General features: G+C 67.4%; 23 protein-coding genes and 3 pseudogenes. 8 read left to right on the forward strand and 18 right to left on the reverse strand.

What is annotated here, in order from left to right:
- Window positions 1–26 precede the first annotated feature (26 nt).
- Window positions 27–254, forward strand: a pseudogene (locus GNX96_RS62945) (hypothetical protein); the annotation flags it as partial.
- Between the two features lie 142 nt (window positions 255–396).
- Here GNX96_RS62945 and GNX96_RS62950 read toward each other — a convergent pair.
- The 5 genes from GNX96_RS62950 to GNX96_RS50280 all read right to left on the reverse strand — a co-directional run bounded on the left by GNX96_RS62950 (window position 397) and on the right by GNX96_RS50280 (window position 2,998).
- On the reverse strand, window positions 397–483 hold the full coding sequence (locus GNX96_RS62950; RefSeq protein ID WP_390623962.1) for a helix-turn-helix domain-containing protein: 87 nt from the start codon (window positions 481–483) through the stop codon (window positions 397–399).
- The gene (locus GNX96_RS09130) at window positions 480–1,061 is read right to left on the reverse strand and encodes a response regulator transcription factor (RefSeq protein ID WP_279579844.1); all 582 of its coding nucleotides are present in this window, start codon (window positions 1,059–1,061) and stop codon (window positions 480–482) included. The genes GNX96_RS62950 and GNX96_RS09130 overlap by 4 nt, the downstream gene beginning before the upstream one ends.
- Window positions 1,058–1,576: a hypothetical protein gene (locus GNX96_RS09135; RefSeq protein ID WP_279579845.1), complete on the reverse strand. Its 519-nt coding sequence runs from the start codon at window positions 1,574–1,576 to the stop codon at window positions 1,058–1,060. The genes GNX96_RS09130 and GNX96_RS09135 overlap by 4 nt, the downstream gene beginning before the upstream one ends.
- Before the next feature lie 177 nt (window positions 1,577–1,753).
- On the reverse strand, window positions 1,754–2,722 hold the full coding sequence (locus GNX96_RS09140; RefSeq protein ID WP_163567741.1) for a histidine kinase: 969 nt from the start codon (window positions 2,720–2,722) through the stop codon (window positions 1,754–1,756).
- 45 nt (window positions 2,723–2,767) lie between these two features.
- Window positions 2,768–2,998 (reverse strand): DoxX family protein, encoded by a 231-nt coding sequence (locus GNX96_RS50280; protein ID WP_390623963.1) that lies wholly within the window; start codon window positions 2,996–2,998, stop codon window positions 2,768–2,770.
- A gap of 44 nt (window positions 2,999–3,042) precedes the next feature.
- On the opposite strand from GNX96_RS50280, the gene GNX96_RS50285 reads away from it, so the two are divergent.
- The gene (locus GNX96_RS50285) at window positions 3,043–3,213 is read left to right on the forward strand and encodes a hypothetical protein (protein WP_279579846.1); all 171 of its coding nucleotides are present in this window, start codon (window positions 3,043–3,045) and stop codon (window positions 3,211–3,213) included.
- Between the two features lie 116 nt (window positions 3,214–3,329).
- On the opposite strand, the gene GNX96_RS09150 is transcribed toward GNX96_RS50285, so the two are convergent.
- The gene (locus GNX96_RS09150) at window positions 3,330–3,806 is read right to left on the reverse strand and encodes a DoxX family protein (RefSeq protein WP_279579847.1); all 477 of its coding nucleotides are present in this window, start codon (window positions 3,804–3,806) and stop codon (window positions 3,330–3,332) included.
- Between the two features lie 91 nt (window positions 3,807–3,897).
- Here GNX96_RS09150 and GNX96_RS09155 point away from each other — a divergent pair, with 91 nt between their 5' ends.
- Together GNX96_RS09155 and GNX96_RS09160 are read left to right on the forward strand one after the other, a co-directional pair.
- Window positions 3,898–4,677, forward strand: coding sequence for an SDR family NAD(P)-dependent oxidoreductase (locus tag GNX96_RS09155; protein WP_163567742.1), 780 nt, complete (start codon window positions 3,898–3,900; stop codon window positions 4,675–4,677).
- A gap of 73 nt (window positions 4,678–4,750) precedes the next feature.
- Window positions 4,751–5,641 (forward strand): LLM class F420-dependent oxidoreductase, encoded by an 891-nt coding sequence (locus GNX96_RS09160; RefSeq protein WP_163567743.1) that lies wholly within the window; start codon window positions 4,751–4,753, stop codon window positions 5,639–5,641.
- Window positions 5,642–5,906: 265 nt separating this feature from the next.
- On the opposite strand, the gene GNX96_RS09165 is transcribed toward GNX96_RS09160, so the two are convergent.
- From GNX96_RS09165 to GNX96_RS50300, 6 genes are all read right to left on the reverse strand, one after another.
- Complete coding sequence (locus tag GNX96_RS09165; RefSeq protein ID WP_163567744.1) at window positions 5,907–6,440, reverse strand: acyl-CoA dehydrogenase family protein; 534 nt, start codon at window positions 6,438–6,440, stop codon at window positions 5,907–5,909.
- 195 nt (window positions 6,441–6,635) lie between these two features.
- Window positions 6,636–6,770, reverse strand: a complete 135-nt coding sequence (locus GNX96_RS50290; protein WP_279579848.1) for a hypothetical protein — start codon at window positions 6,768–6,770, stop codon at window positions 6,636–6,638.
- Complete coding sequence (locus GNX96_RS09170; protein WP_163567745.1) at window positions 6,760–7,119, reverse strand: hypothetical protein; 360 nt, start codon at window positions 7,117–7,119, stop codon at window positions 6,760–6,762. The genes GNX96_RS50290 and GNX96_RS09170 overlap by 11 nt, the downstream gene beginning before the upstream one ends.
- 23 nt (window positions 7,120–7,142) lie before the next feature.
- Window positions 7,143–8,006 (reverse strand): acyl-CoA dehydrogenase family protein, encoded by an 864-nt coding sequence (locus GNX96_RS09175; RefSeq protein WP_313885619.1) that lies wholly within the window; start codon window positions 8,004–8,006, stop codon window positions 7,143–7,145.
- Window positions 7,963–8,313, reverse strand: coding sequence for an acyl-CoA dehydrogenase family protein (locus GNX96_RS50295; protein ID WP_279579849.1), 351 nt, complete (start codon window positions 8,311–8,313; stop codon window positions 7,963–7,965). The genes GNX96_RS09175 and GNX96_RS50295 overlap by 44 nt, the downstream gene beginning before the upstream one ends.
- A gap of 140 nt (window positions 8,314–8,453) precedes the next feature.
- Window positions 8,454–9,032, reverse strand: coding sequence for a hypothetical protein (locus GNX96_RS50300; RefSeq protein WP_279579850.1), 579 nt, complete (start codon window positions 9,030–9,032; stop codon window positions 8,454–8,456).
- Here GNX96_RS50300 and GNX96_RS50305 point away from each other — a divergent pair.
- The 3 genes from GNX96_RS50305 to GNX96_RS09190 all read left to right on the forward strand — a co-directional run bounded on the left by GNX96_RS50305 (window position 9,016) and on the right by GNX96_RS09190 (window position 10,679).
- On the forward strand, window positions 9,016–9,399 hold the full coding sequence (locus tag GNX96_RS50305; protein ID WP_279579851.1) for a hypothetical protein: 384 nt from the start codon (window positions 9,016–9,018) through the stop codon (window positions 9,397–9,399). The genes GNX96_RS50300 and GNX96_RS50305 overlap by 17 nt on opposite strands.
- 101 nt (window positions 9,400–9,500) lie before the next feature.
- Window positions 9,501–10,037: an orotate phosphoribosyltransferase gene (locus GNX96_RS09185; RefSeq protein WP_163567747.1), complete on the forward strand. Its 537-nt coding sequence runs from the start codon at window positions 9,501–9,503 to the stop codon at window positions 10,035–10,037.
- Window positions 10,038–10,205: 168 nt separating this feature from the next.
- The gene (locus GNX96_RS09190) at window positions 10,206–10,679 is read left to right on the forward strand and encodes a DUF6319 family protein (RefSeq protein WP_163567748.1); all 474 of its coding nucleotides are present in this window, start codon (window positions 10,206–10,208) and stop codon (window positions 10,677–10,679) included.
- Window positions 10,680–10,777: 98 nt separating this feature from the next.
- Here GNX96_RS09190 and GNX96_RS09195 read toward each other — a convergent pair whose 3' ends face one another.
- Both GNX96_RS09195 and GNX96_RS62955 read right to left on the reverse strand, forming a co-directional pair.
- Window positions 10,778–11,410, reverse strand: coding sequence for an AraC family transcriptional regulator (locus tag GNX96_RS09195; protein WP_390623957.1), 633 nt, complete (start codon window positions 11,408–11,410; stop codon window positions 10,778–10,780).
- 94 nt (window positions 11,411–11,504) lie between these two features.
- Window positions 11,505–11,714: pseudogene (locus tag GNX96_RS62955) on the reverse strand (cupin domain-containing protein); the annotation flags it as partial.
- 110 nt (window positions 11,715–11,824) lie between these two features.
- Between GNX96_RS62955 and GNX96_RS09200 the strand changes: the two are divergent.
- Complete coding sequence (locus tag GNX96_RS09200; RefSeq protein WP_163567749.1) at window positions 11,825–12,274, forward strand: pyridoxamine 5'-phosphate oxidase family protein; 450 nt, start codon at window positions 11,825–11,827, stop codon at window positions 12,272–12,274.
- 11 nt (window positions 12,275–12,285) lie between these two features.
- On the opposite strand, the pseudogene GNX96_RS09205 reads toward GNX96_RS09200, so the two are convergent.
- From GNX96_RS09205 to GNX96_RS09215, 4 genes and pseudogenes are all read right to left on the reverse strand, one after another.
- A pseudogene (locus GNX96_RS09205) lies at window positions 12,286–13,094 on the reverse strand (ATP-binding cassette domain-containing protein).
- Window positions 13,091–14,071, reverse strand: coding sequence for an ABC transporter permease (locus GNX96_RS09210; protein WP_163567750.1), 981 nt, complete (start codon window positions 14,069–14,071; stop codon window positions 13,091–13,093). Before GNX96_RS09210 ends, GNX96_RS09205 begins: the two are co-directional and overlap by 4 nt.
- The gene (locus GNX96_RS50315; RefSeq protein WP_279579853.1) at window positions 14,068–14,445 is read right to left on the reverse strand and encodes a substrate-binding domain-containing protein; all 378 of its coding nucleotides are present in this window, start codon (window positions 14,443–14,445) and stop codon (window positions 14,068–14,070) included. The genes GNX96_RS09210 and GNX96_RS50315 overlap by 4 nt, the downstream gene beginning before the upstream one ends.
- On the reverse strand, window positions 14,394–15,095 hold the full coding sequence (locus tag GNX96_RS09215) for a substrate-binding domain-containing protein (protein ID WP_279579854.1): 702 nt from the start codon (window positions 15,093–15,095) through the stop codon (window positions 14,394–14,396). Before GNX96_RS09215 ends, GNX96_RS50315 begins: the two co-directional genes overlap by 52 nt.
- Window positions 15,096–15,156 lie beyond the last annotated feature (61 nt).

Raw genomic sequence — 15,156 nt, forward strand, 5'->3', positions numbered from 1 at the left:
ACGGCGGCGAGCCAGCGCCAACACTCATGACACCGTACGGTCGAATCGGGACTCTTATCTGCTATGACCTGGATTTCCCTGCCCTCGCGGGAAAAGCGAATGCCGACATTCTGCTCGTGCCGGCGAATGACTGGAGTGGATTCGCAGATTTGCACGCACAGCTGGCCACCATCCGCGCGATTGAGGATGGCACGTCGATCGTACGAGAGGCGAGCAACGGCGTCGCCACGGTGACCGACTTCCAGGGGCGGACCATCGCCTACAGCGACTATTCCACCAACGCTTCGCAAACTCTGGTGGCCGATGTTCCGACCAGGAGTGCGGCAACGATCTACCGGTTGTTCGGCGACCTTTTCGCCTGGCTGTGTCTCGTCGCTCTGCTCGTCCTGGTTCTGATCAGTCGTCGGTCAGCCCGGCCTGGTAGGCGACAATCGCCGCCTGAACTCGATTCTTTACCGCCAGACGCGACAAAATCGCACTCACATACGTCTTGACCGTGCTTCGACCACATGTATCCGGCCGGCGATCTCGGCGTTGGACAGACCGGAGCCCACCAGCGAAAGAACCTCGCGCTCGCGGTTGGTGAGCTGCTCCACCCGCTGCTGGGCCGTCGCGATCCGGGTCTTTCTCGCCGCAGCGCCGGAGGAATTCAGCTCAGCAATGATTTTTTTGGCCACCTCTGGGGAAAGATAGGCTGCGCCAGCCGCGACGGCATGGATGCCGGCCAACAACTCGCGCGGGTCTCCGGACTTGAGCAGGAAGCCGCTGGCTCCATTGCCGAGTGCGTCGGCGATATAGCTGTCCTCGCCAAAAGTCGTCAGAACGATCACCCCAGTGTTGGGTGTCGTACGGCGGATCTCCATCGTCGCGGCCAACCCGTCCAGCTGGGGCATCCGGATGTCGAGCAGCGCGACATCCGGGCGGTGTCGCTGGGTCAACTGGACGGCGGCGCGGCCGTCGGCCGCCTCCGCGACGATCTCGATATCGGCGTCAGCGGAGAGAATCGCCCTTATGCCGGCCCGAATCATCGGTTCGTCGTCGGCAAGCAGCAGTCGGATCACTTGGCGGTGCTCTCTTTTCCAGTCGTACGGGAAACAACGCCCTTGCCCACCAGCCGGTCTCGGTCGAAACACAGACGATAGGCGGTGTGTACGGCCGCGAGCTCGAAACTCGTACGGTAATAACGACAGTCCCAGCCAGGGTGGTCGAACGGTGGACCCTTGACCGGCCAGTCGACCATTTGCATCCAGGGCAACGAATCCGTCGCCGTACGCTGGCTCTGCCCGACCGCGAGCTGGGCATAGCGCTCGGACGGAAGCACACTATCGTAGGAAATCACCAAATAGCCGCCGAGCACGAGGATCACCGCGGCCGCGGTGATCGCGACCGAGGTGCCGACGGTCCTGACCAGCTGCTGGCGCATCTGCAGGCGAGTGACCTCGGTTGGTGGCGGCGGCTCATGGGCCAAAGCGGAGACTTTCCCCGGCTCGTACGGCAATCGCGCCGACACTTCGAAAACGGGCCCCAGTGGCCCGGCCCGCAGCATCCCGCCGGCTAGTCGTACCCGCTCCGCCAACCCGATCAGCCCACGTCCGTTGCCAAACCGCCGGCTCGCCCGTCGACAGGTTGTTATGGACAGTGACCAAAGTTTCGGCGGACGTGTGCTCAACTCGAACGACCACGGTTGTTCCTGGCGCGTGCTTCGCCGCGTTGGTCAACGCTTCCTGCACGACGCGGCCGATGGCGATGCCGGTCAACGGCGCGATTCCCGGGGCTTGGCCGACCAGCTCCAGCTGGATGTCCATGCCGGCCGAACGCGCTCGTTCCACCGGCTCGGCAATGCTTTCGCGAACCGGTTGGAGAGGTGCGTGGTCGGCGTTTTTTCGCGGAGCATGCCGATGACGGTGCGCAGCTGTTCGGTCGCGCTAGCCGCCGCTGTACGCAGCTGCGTGGCCGCGGCGCGATGATGTTCGGGTAAGTCCGCCACTTCTAATGCGGCGGCCCGGAGCGCGATCAGGCTGAGCTCGTGACCGAGCGAGTCGTGAACGTCATCGGCGATCCGGGTGCGCTCAGCGAGTCGCTCCCGGTCGGCGATCATCCACTGCTGGAGCTCCAACTGCCGGGCCCGCTCCCAACCAGCCGTCGCCAATTCCGTTTGCAGCCGCCGATATCGACCGGCCAGCCAGGGCACTACCAGCAAGAAAGCCACGATCGTCAGCGCCGACACCCAGCCCGGCAGGCCACCAGTGGTGACCATCGTGGGCGCGCCGGTCGCGACGCCCACGACGACAGTGAGCGCCACGGCGGCGACCGTGATCGCCGCGAAGGACCGCAGCGCCGGGCCCGTCGCGGCCAACCGGCGCCCGGCCAGGCAGCTCGTCACAACAGTGATCAGCAAATACGACTGGAGGAACGGACCGTGGTGAACGGCCTGCCACAGCGCGTACGCGAGGCTGAACGCCGCCGACGCGGACATCGCGACCAGCGGGTGCATCCGGCCGACGACCAGGATCGCCGCCGTCACCACGGTGCTCGCCGCAATCACCCACCAAAGCAGCGCTGACCGGTCCTCGATGATGGCGGCGGCGGTGACGACGGCCAGCAGCAAGCCGTCGACCAGCAGCCGGCGCCGGCCCGAGCGGCCGGCATAGAGCTCCCTTACGCCGTCCATGCCGCTGAACGTACCCGCGCGGCAGGGCGGCCCGACACTGCCGAAAGTCAAGCCCCGTTCGCGGTGGGCGAGCGGGCTTTGGGGGGGTGTTGCGCTCTACCGCTTGACCATGGCCGCGAGCCGCTTGGTCTGCGACCAGCGGCCCCAGGCGATCAGCGCGGCGATGACGCCCAGTAGCGCTGGCGTGACGACCATCGCCGGGGCGCGTAGGACGAAGACCTGGGTGGCGACCGCGCCGATCATCAGCCCGACCAGGCCGAGCGAGGCGAGGCCGGACAGCCGCGGAATCAGCAGCCCGATCGCGCCAGCCAACTCCAGCAGTCCAATCGCGTACCGACCGGAACCACTGGCCGGCGCCCATCTGGGTGAACATGTCGATCGCGTACTGGTTGCCGAGCAGTTTCGGCCCGGCGGCCGCGACCAGGAAGAACAGGGCGATCACCCCCTGGAGCACCCACAGGGTGACGTTGAGCCCGCGGCGGTGGGTGCCGGTGGTCCGTACTGCGGTGCTGCTCATCTCAGTGGTCCTTTCAGCTGGATGAGCAGACTCTCGCAAGGAAAGTCAAATTTGTCAAGACAAGAAAAATTGTCAATGTGCTTATAGTCGAATGACTGGCCGTGACCTGCGGTTTTCTAACTGGAGAGGTCGCTGACCCGGTCAGCCACCGCGTCCCGGGCATGAGCGGCGACCTTCTTCGCCTGCTTGGCGGCCCGGCGGGCCTGCCAGCCGACGGACGGGCGGCCGACGGTGTCGACGGCGGCCAGGAGTACGCCGCCGAGCAGTCCGAGGTCCGTGACGAAACGGGCCTGCTTGGCTGGCCGGTCCTGCGACTGATGCCGACCAGAAGGAGTCACGGGCGATAGTGGTGGCGACCAGCGAGCCGGCCAGCGCGACCGCCGCCAACCGCGGGAAGCGGCCGGTGGCCAGCAGCACACCGGCACCAATCTGAACGCCCGCGTTAGCCCGTACGACCACGTCCGTACGCGTCTCCTCCAAGCCGAGCGGCCGCGCGATGCGGGCACCGAAACCCTCCGCGAGCTCCGCGGCCGCGTCCTTGTCCCGCAACGCGACGACGCCTTCCTTGATGAAAACGGCGGCAAGCAGTGGTCGGGCGACTCTGCGGACAATGCTCATGATTTTCTCTCCCAGGCCGGAATTCGCGCTTCTGGGCAGAGTTCCCCAGGCTGCGATCACCCAAACGTACCGGCCGGCTACCGTCGTTGGCATGACGCAAACGGCTCTGGTCACCGGCGCAACGGCCGGCATCGGCGCGGCCTTCGCCCGCGCATTGGCGGCGCGCGGGCACGACCTGGTGCTGGTGGCCCGCGACCGGATGCGGCTGGAAAAGCTGGCCACAGACCTGCGCGGTGCGTACGGCAGCACGGCGTCGGTCTTGCCGGCCGACCTCACCCAGGACACCGGCTGCGCCGCGGTCGAGCAGCGACTGTCCGATGTGGACAATCCGATCGGGCTGCTGGTCAACAATGCCGGCATCGGGCTGGCCCGGGCGTTCCTGAAGAACAGCCTCGACGACGAGTTGCGCCAATTGGACCTGAACGTACGGGCGGTGCTCCGGCTCACTCATGCAGCGTTGCCACCGATGGTGGCGCGCGGCAACGGATCAGTCATTAATGTTTCTTCGGTGGCTGGATTTGGTACGACCGCGCCTGGATCTACTTATGGTGCAACGAAATCCTGGGTCACGGCGTTCAGCGAATCGGTCCAGTTGTCGGTGCGAAATTCCGGCGTACGAGTGATGGCATTGTGTCCAGGTCTGGTGCGAACGGAGTTCCACGAACGAGCCGGCCTGGACGTGGGCGACCGGCGTGGCGCGATGTGGCTGGACGCCGACGCGCTGGTCGCGACCGCGTTGGACGACCTGCGCCGCGGTCGTACGGTCAGCGTTCCGACCGTACGTTACAAGGCGATCGCCGGGCTGCTGCGGCATTTGCCGCGGCCGGTCATCAACGCGGCGATGATCCGCTCCACCCGGGTCCGGAAGTGACTGGCCACCTTAGAGTGCGTTTGGGCTCGGCTATCGGCCGCCACAGTTTCCCGACGCCTCTTAGGCTGGGCGGATGACGCAGCGCGCTTTCCGGTTCGGCCTCAACACCCGGGAAATCGACGACCGGGAGCGGTTCGTCGAGCGCTGTCGGTGGGCCGAGCGGAGCGGGTTCGACACGCTGCACCTACCCGACCACCTACAGGCCCCCTCGCCGTTCCCGGTGATGATGGCCGCCGCCGACGCGACCGAGCGGCTCCGGGTGGGGACGTTGGTGCTCAACATCGGCTTCTGGAACCCGGCCCTGCTGGCCCGCGAGGTGGCCAGCGTCGACCGGCTGTCCGGAGGTCGGCTGGAGCTGGGCCTTGGCGCCGGCCACATGAAGTCCGAGTTTGACCAGGCCGGGATCGAGTGGGAGCCGGTCGGCAAGCGTACGGACCGGCTGCGGGACACCATCATCGAGCTGGACCGGCTGCTCACCGACCTCGACCACCGGCCGGCCGTCGTGCAACGGCCCCGACCGCCGCTGCTGCTGGCCGGCACCGGCGACGGCATGCTGGAGGTGGCCGCCGAGCACGCGGACATCTTCGGCTACGGCGGCCTGTGGCAGCAGAAAGGGCAGCCGCCGGGCACGTTCCGGCTGGCCACCGCGGCCGAGACGGACGAGCGGATCGGTTTCATCCGGGAGCGGGCCGGCGACCGGTTCGACCAGATCGAGCTGAACGTGCTCGTACAAGCCGTGGAAATCACCGACGACCGAGACGCGGCCGTCGCCAGACTGGCCGCCGACACGCTCGAGGGGATGCCCGCCGAGGAGATCCTGCGGACGCCGATGGTGCTGGTCGGGACAGTCCAGCAAATCGTCGACCAACTGCATGAGCGGCGGGACCGCTACGGCTTTTCGTACATTTCCGTCCACCAACACCTGGCCGAGAAGATGGCGCACGTCATCGACGCGGTCAAGTAACGCCGTCGCACCCGCAAGGTGGCCGCGAAAAACCTCAAAGCTCACCGAGCCAAACCCCTAGGTGCGGCGCGAAATTGTCGTACCCACCTGGTTTTCTAGCCCCCTCCCTTTCAGAGGGGCGGGGGGTGGGTCGAGAGGCAAGGGCTGAATTTTAAGTTGGACGTCGGTCCTCAAACCCACCCCCCGCCCGTTTAAGGGAGGGGGCTAGTAAACAGCATCGGTACGACAGTTTTGAGCCGCACCGGGGTTTCGGCGGCCGGAAATGTCAGGCGTCCAGGAGCCAGGAGGCCAGTTCTTCCCGCCAGTTGGTTGCCGAGCCTTCCCAGGACGCGATCCACTGGGCTCGCTTGTACCAGCGTTGTAGGGCGTTCTCCCAGGTGAAGCCGATGCCGCCAAGGGCTTGGATGGCCCGCTCGCAGCCACTGGGGGCGACCTCGGAAACGCATGCCGAGGCGGCCGCAACGGCCTCCTCGGTTTTTTCTTCGGCGCCGGTGTGTACGGCCCAAGCGGCCCGGTAGGCGAGCGACCGCGCCAGTTGCAGGTCCGTGTAGACATCGGCCAGCTGGTACGACACGCCCTGGTACGAGCCGATCGGCTTGCCGAACTGCTCCCGCTGCTTCGCGTACGCGACGGCCGTGTCCAGGGCGCGCTGCATCACGCCGACGCCTTCGCAGGCCAGCAACGCCGCGGTCTGTTGGCGTACGGCCGTCAGAACCGGGCGGGCCCGGCCGGGCGCAACGACCACCTCCGCTGGGGTGCCGTCCAGGGTCAGCTCCGAATATGGCCTGGTGGTGTCCACTGTGGAGAGCTGGCGGAGCCGGCGCGGATCCGGGCGGGTGACGAAAAGTCCGACGCCAGCCTCGGCCTGGGCGACCCACCACGACGTAATGCGCGGTCGACGCGGCCGGCACCCGGGTCTTGACGCCGGACAGCCGCCAACCGTCGCCGGCCTCCTCGGCGCGGCAGTCCACCGCGGTCGCCGCGGCGGCCAGCGTCAACGCGCCATGATCGGCCCAGGCCATCGTCGAGGTCTTGCCGCCGCGCCGCCGCCGAGCACCGGAGCGGCCATCGACACGTGCATCAGCCACGGCACCGGCAACAGGCCATAGCCGGCCTCCTCAGCGATCACCGCGAGATCCAAAAACGGTCAGCTCGTCGTCCAGCCAGCCCAGTTGGCTCAGCTCATCCCAGGCTTTGTCCGGCGTGTCAGGAGCGGCCGCCTTGGGCGCTTTCTCCTCAACCTTCGCAGCCGGCTTCTCCACCACCTTCTCCGCCGGTTTCCGCGCGGCCTTCTCAACCGGCTTCTGCACTGCCTTCTCAACCGGCTTTTCCGCTGGTTCCGTCGGCTTTTGCGCTGGTTCGGCGGCAGCCTTCTCACCGGTCCAGGCGATCACCCGCTCGACCGGCCAGCGCTTGGCCAGCCAGTCGTGCGCGGTGGTACGCAACGTCTCCTGTTCGTCGGAGAAGGCGAAATCCACTGTGGACGCTCCTTTGGCCTGGCTCAGCGTGACCGGGGCAGCCCGAGCACGCGTTCGGCGACGATGCTACGCAGCACCTCCGACGTGCCGGCCTCGATGGTGTTCCCCCGGCTGCGCAGCTGCTGATACTGCCAGTAGCCGGACCAAAAACCGTCCTCGCCGTCGATCTGGGCGTCCGGGCCGAGCAACTCCAGCGCCAGCTTGGTCAGTCGCTGGTTGGTCTCCGACCAGCGGAGCTTGGTAATCGACGCCTCCGGGCCGGGCACTCCCGTACGGGCCAGCGCCGCCAGCGAGCGATAAGCCGTGTAGCGCAGCCCCTGCATCTCGATCCACAGGCTGGCGATCCGGTCCCGAGTGAGCGGGTCGGCGTCCGCACCGGTCCGCCGCGCGGTGGCCATCAGGTTCTGCAGCGACACGTCCAGCCGGGCCGTCAGCGCGAACCCGAGCGTGCCGCGCTCGTGCAGCAGGGTCGTCATGGCCACCCGCCAGCCGGCGCCGACCTGGCCGACCACGCACTCCGCCGGAATCCGCACGTCTTCCAGGAAGATCTCGTTGAACTCCGGGTCGCCGGTGAGCTGCCGCAACGGTCGTACGGTCACACCTTCGGTGCGCATGTCGAGCAGGAAGTACGTCAACGCCCGGTGGTTTTCCCCGTCCGGGTCGGTCCGGGTCAGCAGGATGCAGTAGTCGGCGATGTGCGCGTACGACGACCAGACCTTCTGACCGTTGACCACGAAATGGTCGCCGTCGCGGACCGCGCGGGTCTTCAGGCTGGCCAGGTCCGAGCCGCTGGAGGGCTCCGAGAAGCCCTGGCAGAAGATCTGCTCGGCGGACAGGATCGCCTTAAGGTGCTGGGATTTCTGCTTGTCGGTGCCGTGCGCGATGATCGTCGGTCGGGCCGGCCATCCCGAGGCCGATCACGCCAATGTGGTCCGGCGCCCCGACCCGCGCCGTCTCCTCCAGGTAAATCGCCTGGTAGGCCGGCGGCTTCCCACCACCGCCGAAGGCTTCCGGCCAAGTCAGGCCGGCATAACCAGCGCCGAAGAGCTTGTTGCTCCACGTCCGGGAGAAGTCCTCGTCCCAGCGTCCGGCCTGCGGCGCGCGTTGCCCCCAGTCGGCCGGCAGGTTCGCGGCCAGCCAGCCGCGCAGATCGTCCCGGAAGGCCGCCTCGTCGGCGGTGTCGGACAGATCCACTCGCTTCCTCCCTATCTGGCCGTCAGGTGCGCTTTCGGGCAACGTCCCGGCCAGCCCGGGCAACTTTGGCGCCAGGGTACGCAGCCGCTGCTTAGGCTAGTATCCGCACCAGCCGGGATGGGTCCCGCCACGACCGTTCATCATCCGGATGGCCAACGAAACGCAACTTTCATCCCACTGCGTCGACCCGGACCGGCTTGCTCGACACGCCGCGCTGTGAAAGGGAATCTTCGGTGTCGTACAACAAGGACCAGGGCGCCGGCCCGACGCGTCAAATTCCGCCGACCGGCGACGGCGCGGTGGATCCGGGGACCCCGCCGCCCCCACCGCCGTACCAACCGGCGCCGGTGGAATCCACCGGCGAGACGCCGTACCAGCAGGGCCAGCCGTCTTACACCGGGCAGACCACCGGAGATGTGCCGTACCAAGCCGGTTACGCACAGCAGTATCCGGAGCAGGGCTCCGGCGGAGTGCCGTACGACGGCTATGGCGAGGACTACGACCCAGCCGAGTATTCCGCGCAGTACACCGGCGACCTCGGCTTCGACGTGCCTGGCCAGCCCGGTGCCGCGCCGGCTGCCGGCCAGCCCGCTGCCGTCCCGGCGGCTCCGTGGGCGCCGGCATCGCCGGCCGCCCGCCGGCATGCCGGCGATGCCCGCTTCGGTGCCGCCCGCCGCGCCTTCGAACGTCCGGCCGGGCACGGTGAACACCGCCGTCATCTGCCTGCTCGCCGGGCTGGCCGTCGCGTTGCTGAGCTTCGGCCTGATGCTGCTCAACCAGGACAGCATCGTCGCGGAGACGGTGAAGTCGCCGACGTTCGCCGGCTTCGAGCCCTCCGGAGTAGGGCAGCTCGTGCAGATCCTGATCTACGTGCTCGGCGGCGTCTCCAGTGTGTACGCGCTGGTCGTCGCGATCGTGGCGCTGTTCGTGATGCGCCGCAAGCGCAAGGCCCGGCTGATCGCGGAGATCCTCGCCTGGCTGTGGCTGGTCGCGCAGATCGCCTTCCTGGCCACCGGCGGACTGCAGGGCTCGGCCGCGTACTACACACCCTCAACAGCGCCCTCAGCGGCATCCTCATCCTGCTGACCGCGGCGGCCGCCGTGCTGCTGCTCCTACCAGCAACCGGTCGCTGGCTCCGCAACAAACCAGCGAAATAACACCCTCTCCCCGGCCGATAGGCTGCCAGGGTGTCTGATCGCGATGAGCTGCTGGCCCTGATCCGCGACCTCGCCGTGGTGCACGGCCGGGTCACCCTGTCGTCCGGGGCGGTGGCCGACTACTACGTTGACCTGCGCCGGGTGACCCTGCATCACGCGGCCGCGCCGCTGATCGGCCGGGTGATGCTCGAGGTGACCGGCGGTTGGGCGTACGACGCGGTCGGCGGGCTCACCCTCGGCGCCGACCCGGTGGCGACCGCCATGCTGCACGCGGCTTCGGCGGCCGGCCGGAAGCTGGACGCCTACGTGGTCCGCAAGGAAGGCAAGGCGCACGGCCTGCAGCGCCGGATCGAGGGCCCGGACGTGGCCGGCCGGCAGGTGCTGGCGGTCGAGGACACCTCCACCACCGGCTCCAGCGTGCTGGCCGCCGTGGCGGCGCTGAAGGAAGCCGAGGCGACCGTCTGCGGCGTGGCCGTCGTGGTCGACCGCGGTGCCGGCGCCGCCGTACGAGCCGCTGGCCTGGACTATCGGTACGCCTTCTCGCGCGAGGACCTCGGACTCGCCTGATCGCTCGGTCGCGACACGCCGGACCCACCCTTATCGAACACTCGTACTAATGACAGCGTATTCTGTGCCGCGCTGGAGTCGATCGGACGTCGACGACTCCAGCCCCGTCGCCGAGTGTGTGTTGCGGACGGCGACACGAGTCACATCACCCGTCATGGAAGGGAAAACATGGCCGAGCAGAGCCCGACCGAGCGTTCCGAGGACACGCCGGTGGCCGCCGCCGCCGCGGCCGCTGAGACTTCGGCCCCGGCGCAGGTCACCGCTGCTGGAGATGCGGACATGCCCGCCGAGGCGGCCGAGGACGACGCCGCCGAGAAACCGACCCGCGGCCGCCCCCGCAAGACCGCGGCACGCAAGACCCGGCAGGTCGCCCTGACCCTGACCGTGACCGGGTCCCAGGACGGCGCCGACTGGCAGGCCGAGGTCGTCCACGGCACCACCCGGGTGGTGCCCCAGCTGTCCGTCTCCGCCGCCGCCGTGGTGGCGGCCGCCAAGGACCTGCACCCAGACATCGCCGAGGCGATCGACGGCATCCTGGAAACCGCCCGCGAACAGCACCGCACCCGGGTGGAACAGCTCCAGGCCGAGCTCGCCGCCGCCCAGGAGGCCCTCGCCAACCTGGACGGCGACTCCCAGGCCTAGGCCAAGGCCGCCGTTCCAGACCCCGGGTCAAGAAACTCGACCCAAGATAAGCTCGACCGAATTCCGGGTGGATGCGCCGTATCCACCCGGAATCTCGTTCATCCGCGCCGAAAGGCCGTCGGATTGACGCCGCATTCGCGTTTGAAGGCGACACTCAGCGCGAACGCGTTCGCGTAACCCACTCGCCGGGCGACCGCATCCACCGTGTCGGTGGTGTCCCGCAGCCGATCCGCCGCGAGACAGATCCGCCAACTGGTGAGGTAGCTCATCGGTCCCTCGCCGACGGTCGTACGAAACCGCCGCGCGAAGGCCGCCCGGGAGCTACTACCGACCTTCTCCGCCAGCAGTCCGACCGTCCACGGATATGCCGGATCTTCGTGCAACAGGCCCAAAGCCGGTCCGACGACCGGATCGGCGAGCGCCCGATACCAGCCAGGATCGTTGGCTCCGGGGCGAGTGAACCAGGCACGCAGCGCCGACACCAGCATCACGTCCAGCAGCCGGTCCAGAATGACCTGCTGGCCGGGCTCCTCGACGCCGATCTCGAACAGCGCCACCTCCGCGACTCGGCAGCGGATGTCCACGGCAGGTACGACCAGTGCCGACGGAAGTCCATCCAGCAGTCGCCGGCTGACCGCACCCGAGACCTGGTACGTGCCAGTGACCAGTACGGACGGGCCGTCCGCGGTGAGGCCGCAGGTACGCGGACCCAGGTGCAGCAGCTCGTCCATGCCGGTTCCGTCCGGGTTGGTACAGCGGTCGTCCGGGTGGACCACCACCTGCGTCGGCGTGCCAGCCAGGCGGGTCGGCGACGGTGAATGGTTCGGTGCTGTTCACGATCGCGATGTCGCCGGCCGCCAGTCGTACCGGCTCGCCGTTCGGCGGCACCAGCCAACCCGTACCGCGCGCCATCGTCACCAGCGTCAGCGGCGCCTCGACCGCGAACCGCAGCGACCAGGGCGGGGCGAGGTAGGTCTGGCCGAACAACGCGCCCTCCGCGCGCGCCGAGCTAAGCAGGTCTGTGAGGGCATCCACGCTGACATGCTAGACGCGCAGACATCAAAAGGAGACTTCCAGACATAGCTCGTCTCGCATCGGCTCGGTTGACTGGAATCAGTTACCCGTCGTTGGAAAGCGAGCCGTCCATGTCCATCACATCACTGACCGTGACCGAACGCGAGCAGTTTCTCGCCGAGCCGTATGTCGGAGTTCTCGGAGTCGAGCGCCCCGGACGCGCCCCACTGACCATCCCGATCTGGTACGACTACACACCCGGCGGTGAGGTGCTGGTCTGGACTGAGCCGAGCATGGTCAAGGTCGGCCTGATCAAGGCCGCCGGCCGGTTCAGTCTCTCGGTGCAGCGGACCAATCGGCCGTACCGCTATGTCACCGCCGAGGGTCCGGTGACCGGGTGGGAAGAGCCGGTGCCGACCGAGGTGGCGACCGCGATGGCGGCCCGCTACCTGTGGCCGGAGGAGGCGCGGGAGTTCGTCACGAGCAACCTGGCCAGGCCCACGCTGCTGATCCGGATGCGGCCGAAGTTCTGGTCGAGCATGGCCGAGGAGAAACTCGGGGAGCTCCACACCACCCCGTGAGTGACCACCGGTCACGACAGGCCGGTGGTGACCGCCTCGCTGACCTCGACCACGTTGCCGTCGGCGTCGATTTCCAACGCGCCCGTCAGCAGCCCCACGACCTGTGTCATCCCGTGTGTCTTGGGTGACACGAGCGCCACCCGCCGGCCAAGGCGGTGCACATGTATACGGTCCGCGATCTCGAAAACATGCGGCATGTTATGGCTGATCAGTACGACCGCGAGGCCGCGGTCGCGGATCTTTCCGATCAGTTCCAGCACTTTTCGCGGACTCGGCTACCCCGAGCGCGGCGGTCGGCTCGTCCATGATCACCACCCGGGTGCCGAAAGCGCGCGCGCGGGCCACCGCGACCCCCTGCCGCTGGCCACCGGAGAGAGTTTCCACGGTCTGCTGCGCCGAAGTGATGCCGATGCCGAGCTCGGCCATGATCTTCGACGCTTCGGTACGCATGGATTTTGCGTCCAGCATTCGAAAAATGCTGCCCAGCACACCTGGGCGGCGTTTTTCCCTGCCAAGAAAGAGATTCGTCGCGATATCCTGCGAGGGCGCGAGGGCGAGGTCTTGATAGACGGTCTCGATGCCGTGCTGGCGTGCGTCCAACGGGCCGTGGAATCGGACCACCTTGCCGTCCAGTCGAATGTCGCCCGCGTCCGGGATCACCGCGCCGGCAAGGGTTTTGATCAGCGTGGACTTGCCGGCGCCGTTGTCGCCGACGACGGCGAGCACCTCGCGCGTTCAGGTCGAAGTCGGTGTTGTCCATCGCGACCACATGGCCATAGCGCTTGACCAGGCCCCGGCCGGTGAGCACGGGTTCGGTCATCGCTGCTGCCTCCTGGCCAGCCGGTCCAACGCCACCGCGGCGATCACGAGTACGCCGGTGGCAACGTCCTGGTAGAGGTCGTCGATGCCGGCCTGCGTCAGCCCCGACCGCAACACCGACACCACCAATGCGCCCAGCAGGGTGCCCCAGATTCCGCCCCGGCCACCAAAAAGACTCGTACCGCCGAGGACGACCGCGGTGATCGACTCAAGATTGGCGTTCTGGTACGCATTCGGGTCGGCGTTGGGCACCCGGCCGAGCGCCTGCCAGGCGGCGATCCCGTACACCAGGCCGGCGATCAGGTAGACGCTGAGCAGGGTTCGCCGAACGTGAATGCCGGACAGCCGGGACGCCTCCGGGTCGCTGCCGATCGCGTAGACGTGTTTTCCCCATGCCGTACGAGTCAACACGTACCAGAGGAAAAGGACCATGATCAGCCCGAGCGTCATCCCGTACGTGACTTCGATGCCGCCGAACAAATACCGCCGGGTGCCCAGATAGCTCAACAGTCCACTGTGGACCTGGATGCTCTGGCCGCCGGCATAAATCAGGCTGAGCGCGGTGATGATGCTGAACATTCCCAGTGTCACGATGAAAGGTGGCAGCCGGATGCTGGTGACCAGCCCGCCGGTGACCCCGCCGAGCGCGGTCGCGACGGCCAGGCCGACCAGCAGCGCCAGGACCGCGGGCATTCCCGCGGCTACCCAACTCGCCATCAAAAGCGTGGCCAGCACGGCGATCGAGCCGTTCGCGAGGTCGATGCCAGCGGTCAGGATGATCAGTGTCTGGCCGAGCGCCAAAGTGCCCACCACCAGCGACTGCTCCAACACCAGGGACATGTTGTCCAGGTCGAAGAAGGTCTTGGTGGTCAACGAAAAGACGATGACCGCGACGACCAGCGCGAGGGCCGGCCCGATCGCCGGCGCTCGGCGCAAGAGCTCACCGAGGCTGGTACGCCTGGAAAGCGCAGCCGTCATTGCACGCTCCTTATCCCCAGCAGTTTTTTCAGGCCCCAAGTGGTGTTCTGGCTCTCGATACCGGCCAATGGACGGTCCGTGATGACCGCTGAACCGGTGTTGTGGAAACCGCTCGGCTTGGCACCGGTAGCGGCGTACGCGACGCCCGCGTCGACGCCCTCGATCGCCATCTTGCGCGGGAACTGCATGACCGTGACGGCGAACTGGCCGGCGGCCACATCTCGAACGCCTTCACAACCGCCGTCAATCGAGCCCATGGTGATATTCGACGCCAGTCCACGCGACTTGATCGCGGCGTACGCACCGCGGCCGCTCGGCTCGTTCATCGAATAGACGACGTTGACGTTGGGGTTGCGCTGCAGCAGGTTTTCCATCGCCTGCTGGGCTTTGTTCTGGTCACCATTGGCGGACTGGTGCCCCAGGATCGCCGGCGAGAGCTGTTGGTCAGGCCGATGCCCTGCAGGAATCCGTTATGGCGCTGGGTGTCCACGGTGGCGCCGGCCGTGCCGTCGATCATCAGCACGTGCGGTTGCGCGCCTTTCAGGGCAGCCTTGAGATAGGCACCCTGCTGGCGGCCAGCGGCCTGGTTGTCGGTGGCATAGGTGGCATCCACCGCGCTGGCCGGCTCGGTGGCGGTGTCCAGCGCGATGACCAGAATGCCGCGCGCCCGGGCCTGTGCGATCGCGCCGAGCACCCCGCTCGCGGTGTTCGGCGTGATCAGGATGGTGGTGACGCCCTGCTGGATGAGGTTTTCGATCGCGGTCACCTGACCGTCGTTGTCGCCATCAAACTTTCCAGCCAAGGCAACAAAGGAAGCACCTTTACTGGCTGCCTCGGCCTTCGCGGCCTGGCGCAGCACGACAAAGTACGGGTTGGTCTCGGTCTTGGTCACCAACCCGATCTTGGCCGGCCCGCCGTGCCCCGCGGTGCTGGTGCCACCCCAGTAGCGCTGTGTGGTGCACCCGGACAGAGCCAAGACCGCGACGACGGTGACCGCCAGCGTACGACTGACGCGCAGTCCCATTCAGACCTCCGGAGTCCGTACGACACGGGCAGGCTCCGGGCACGCTAGTTGCCCGGATCAC

The organism is Fodinicola feengrottensis, assembly GCF_010993775.1.
Lineage (GTDB): Bacteria > Actinomycetota > Actinomycetes > Mycobacteriales > HKI-0501 > Fodinicola > Fodinicola feengrottensis.

Coding starts and splice junctions, on each gene's coding strand:
- GNX96_RS50285 (WP_279579846.1), top strand. CDS start 3,043: ATGTCGATCGCGTACTGGTTGCCGAGCAGTTTCGGCCCGGCGGCCGCG.
- GNX96_RS09150 (WP_279579847.1), bottom strand. CDS start 3,806: ATGAGCATTGTCCGCAGAGTCGCCCGACCACTGCTTGCCGCCGTTTTC.
- GNX96_RS09155 (WP_163567742.1), top strand. CDS start 3,898: ATGACGCAAACGGCTCTGGTCACCGGCGCAACGGCCGGCATCGGCGCG.
- GNX96_RS09160 (WP_163567743.1), top strand. CDS start 4,751: ATGACGCAGCGCGCTTTCCGGTTCGGCCTCAACACCCGGGAAATCGAC.
- GNX96_RS50300 (WP_279579850.1), bottom strand. CDS start 9,032: ATGACGGCGGTGTTCACCGTGCCCGGCCGGACGTTCGAAGGCGCGGCG.
- GNX96_RS09190 (WP_163567748.1), top strand. CDS start 10,206: ATGGCCGAGCAGAGCCCGACCGAGCGTTCCGAGGACACGCCGGTGGCC.
- GNX96_RS09195 (WP_390623957.1), bottom strand. CDS start 11,410: ATGGACGAGCTGCTGCACCTGGGTCCGCGTACCTGCGGCCTCACCGCG.
- GNX96_RS09200 (WP_163567749.1), top strand. CDS start 11,825: ATGTCCATCACATCACTGACCGTGACCGAACGCGAGCAGTTTCTCGCC.
- GNX96_RS09210 (WP_163567750.1), bottom strand. CDS start 14,071: ATGACGGCTGCGCTTTCCAGGCGTACCAGCCTCGGTGAGCTCTTGCGC.
- GNX96_RS50315 (WP_279579853.1), bottom strand. CDS start 14,445: ATGGAAAACCTGCTGCAGCGCAACCCCAACGTCAACGTCGTCTATTCG.
- GNX96_RS09215 (WP_279579854.1), bottom strand. CDS start 15,095: ATGGGACTGCGCGTCAGTCGTACGCTGGCGGTCACCGTCGTCGCGGTC.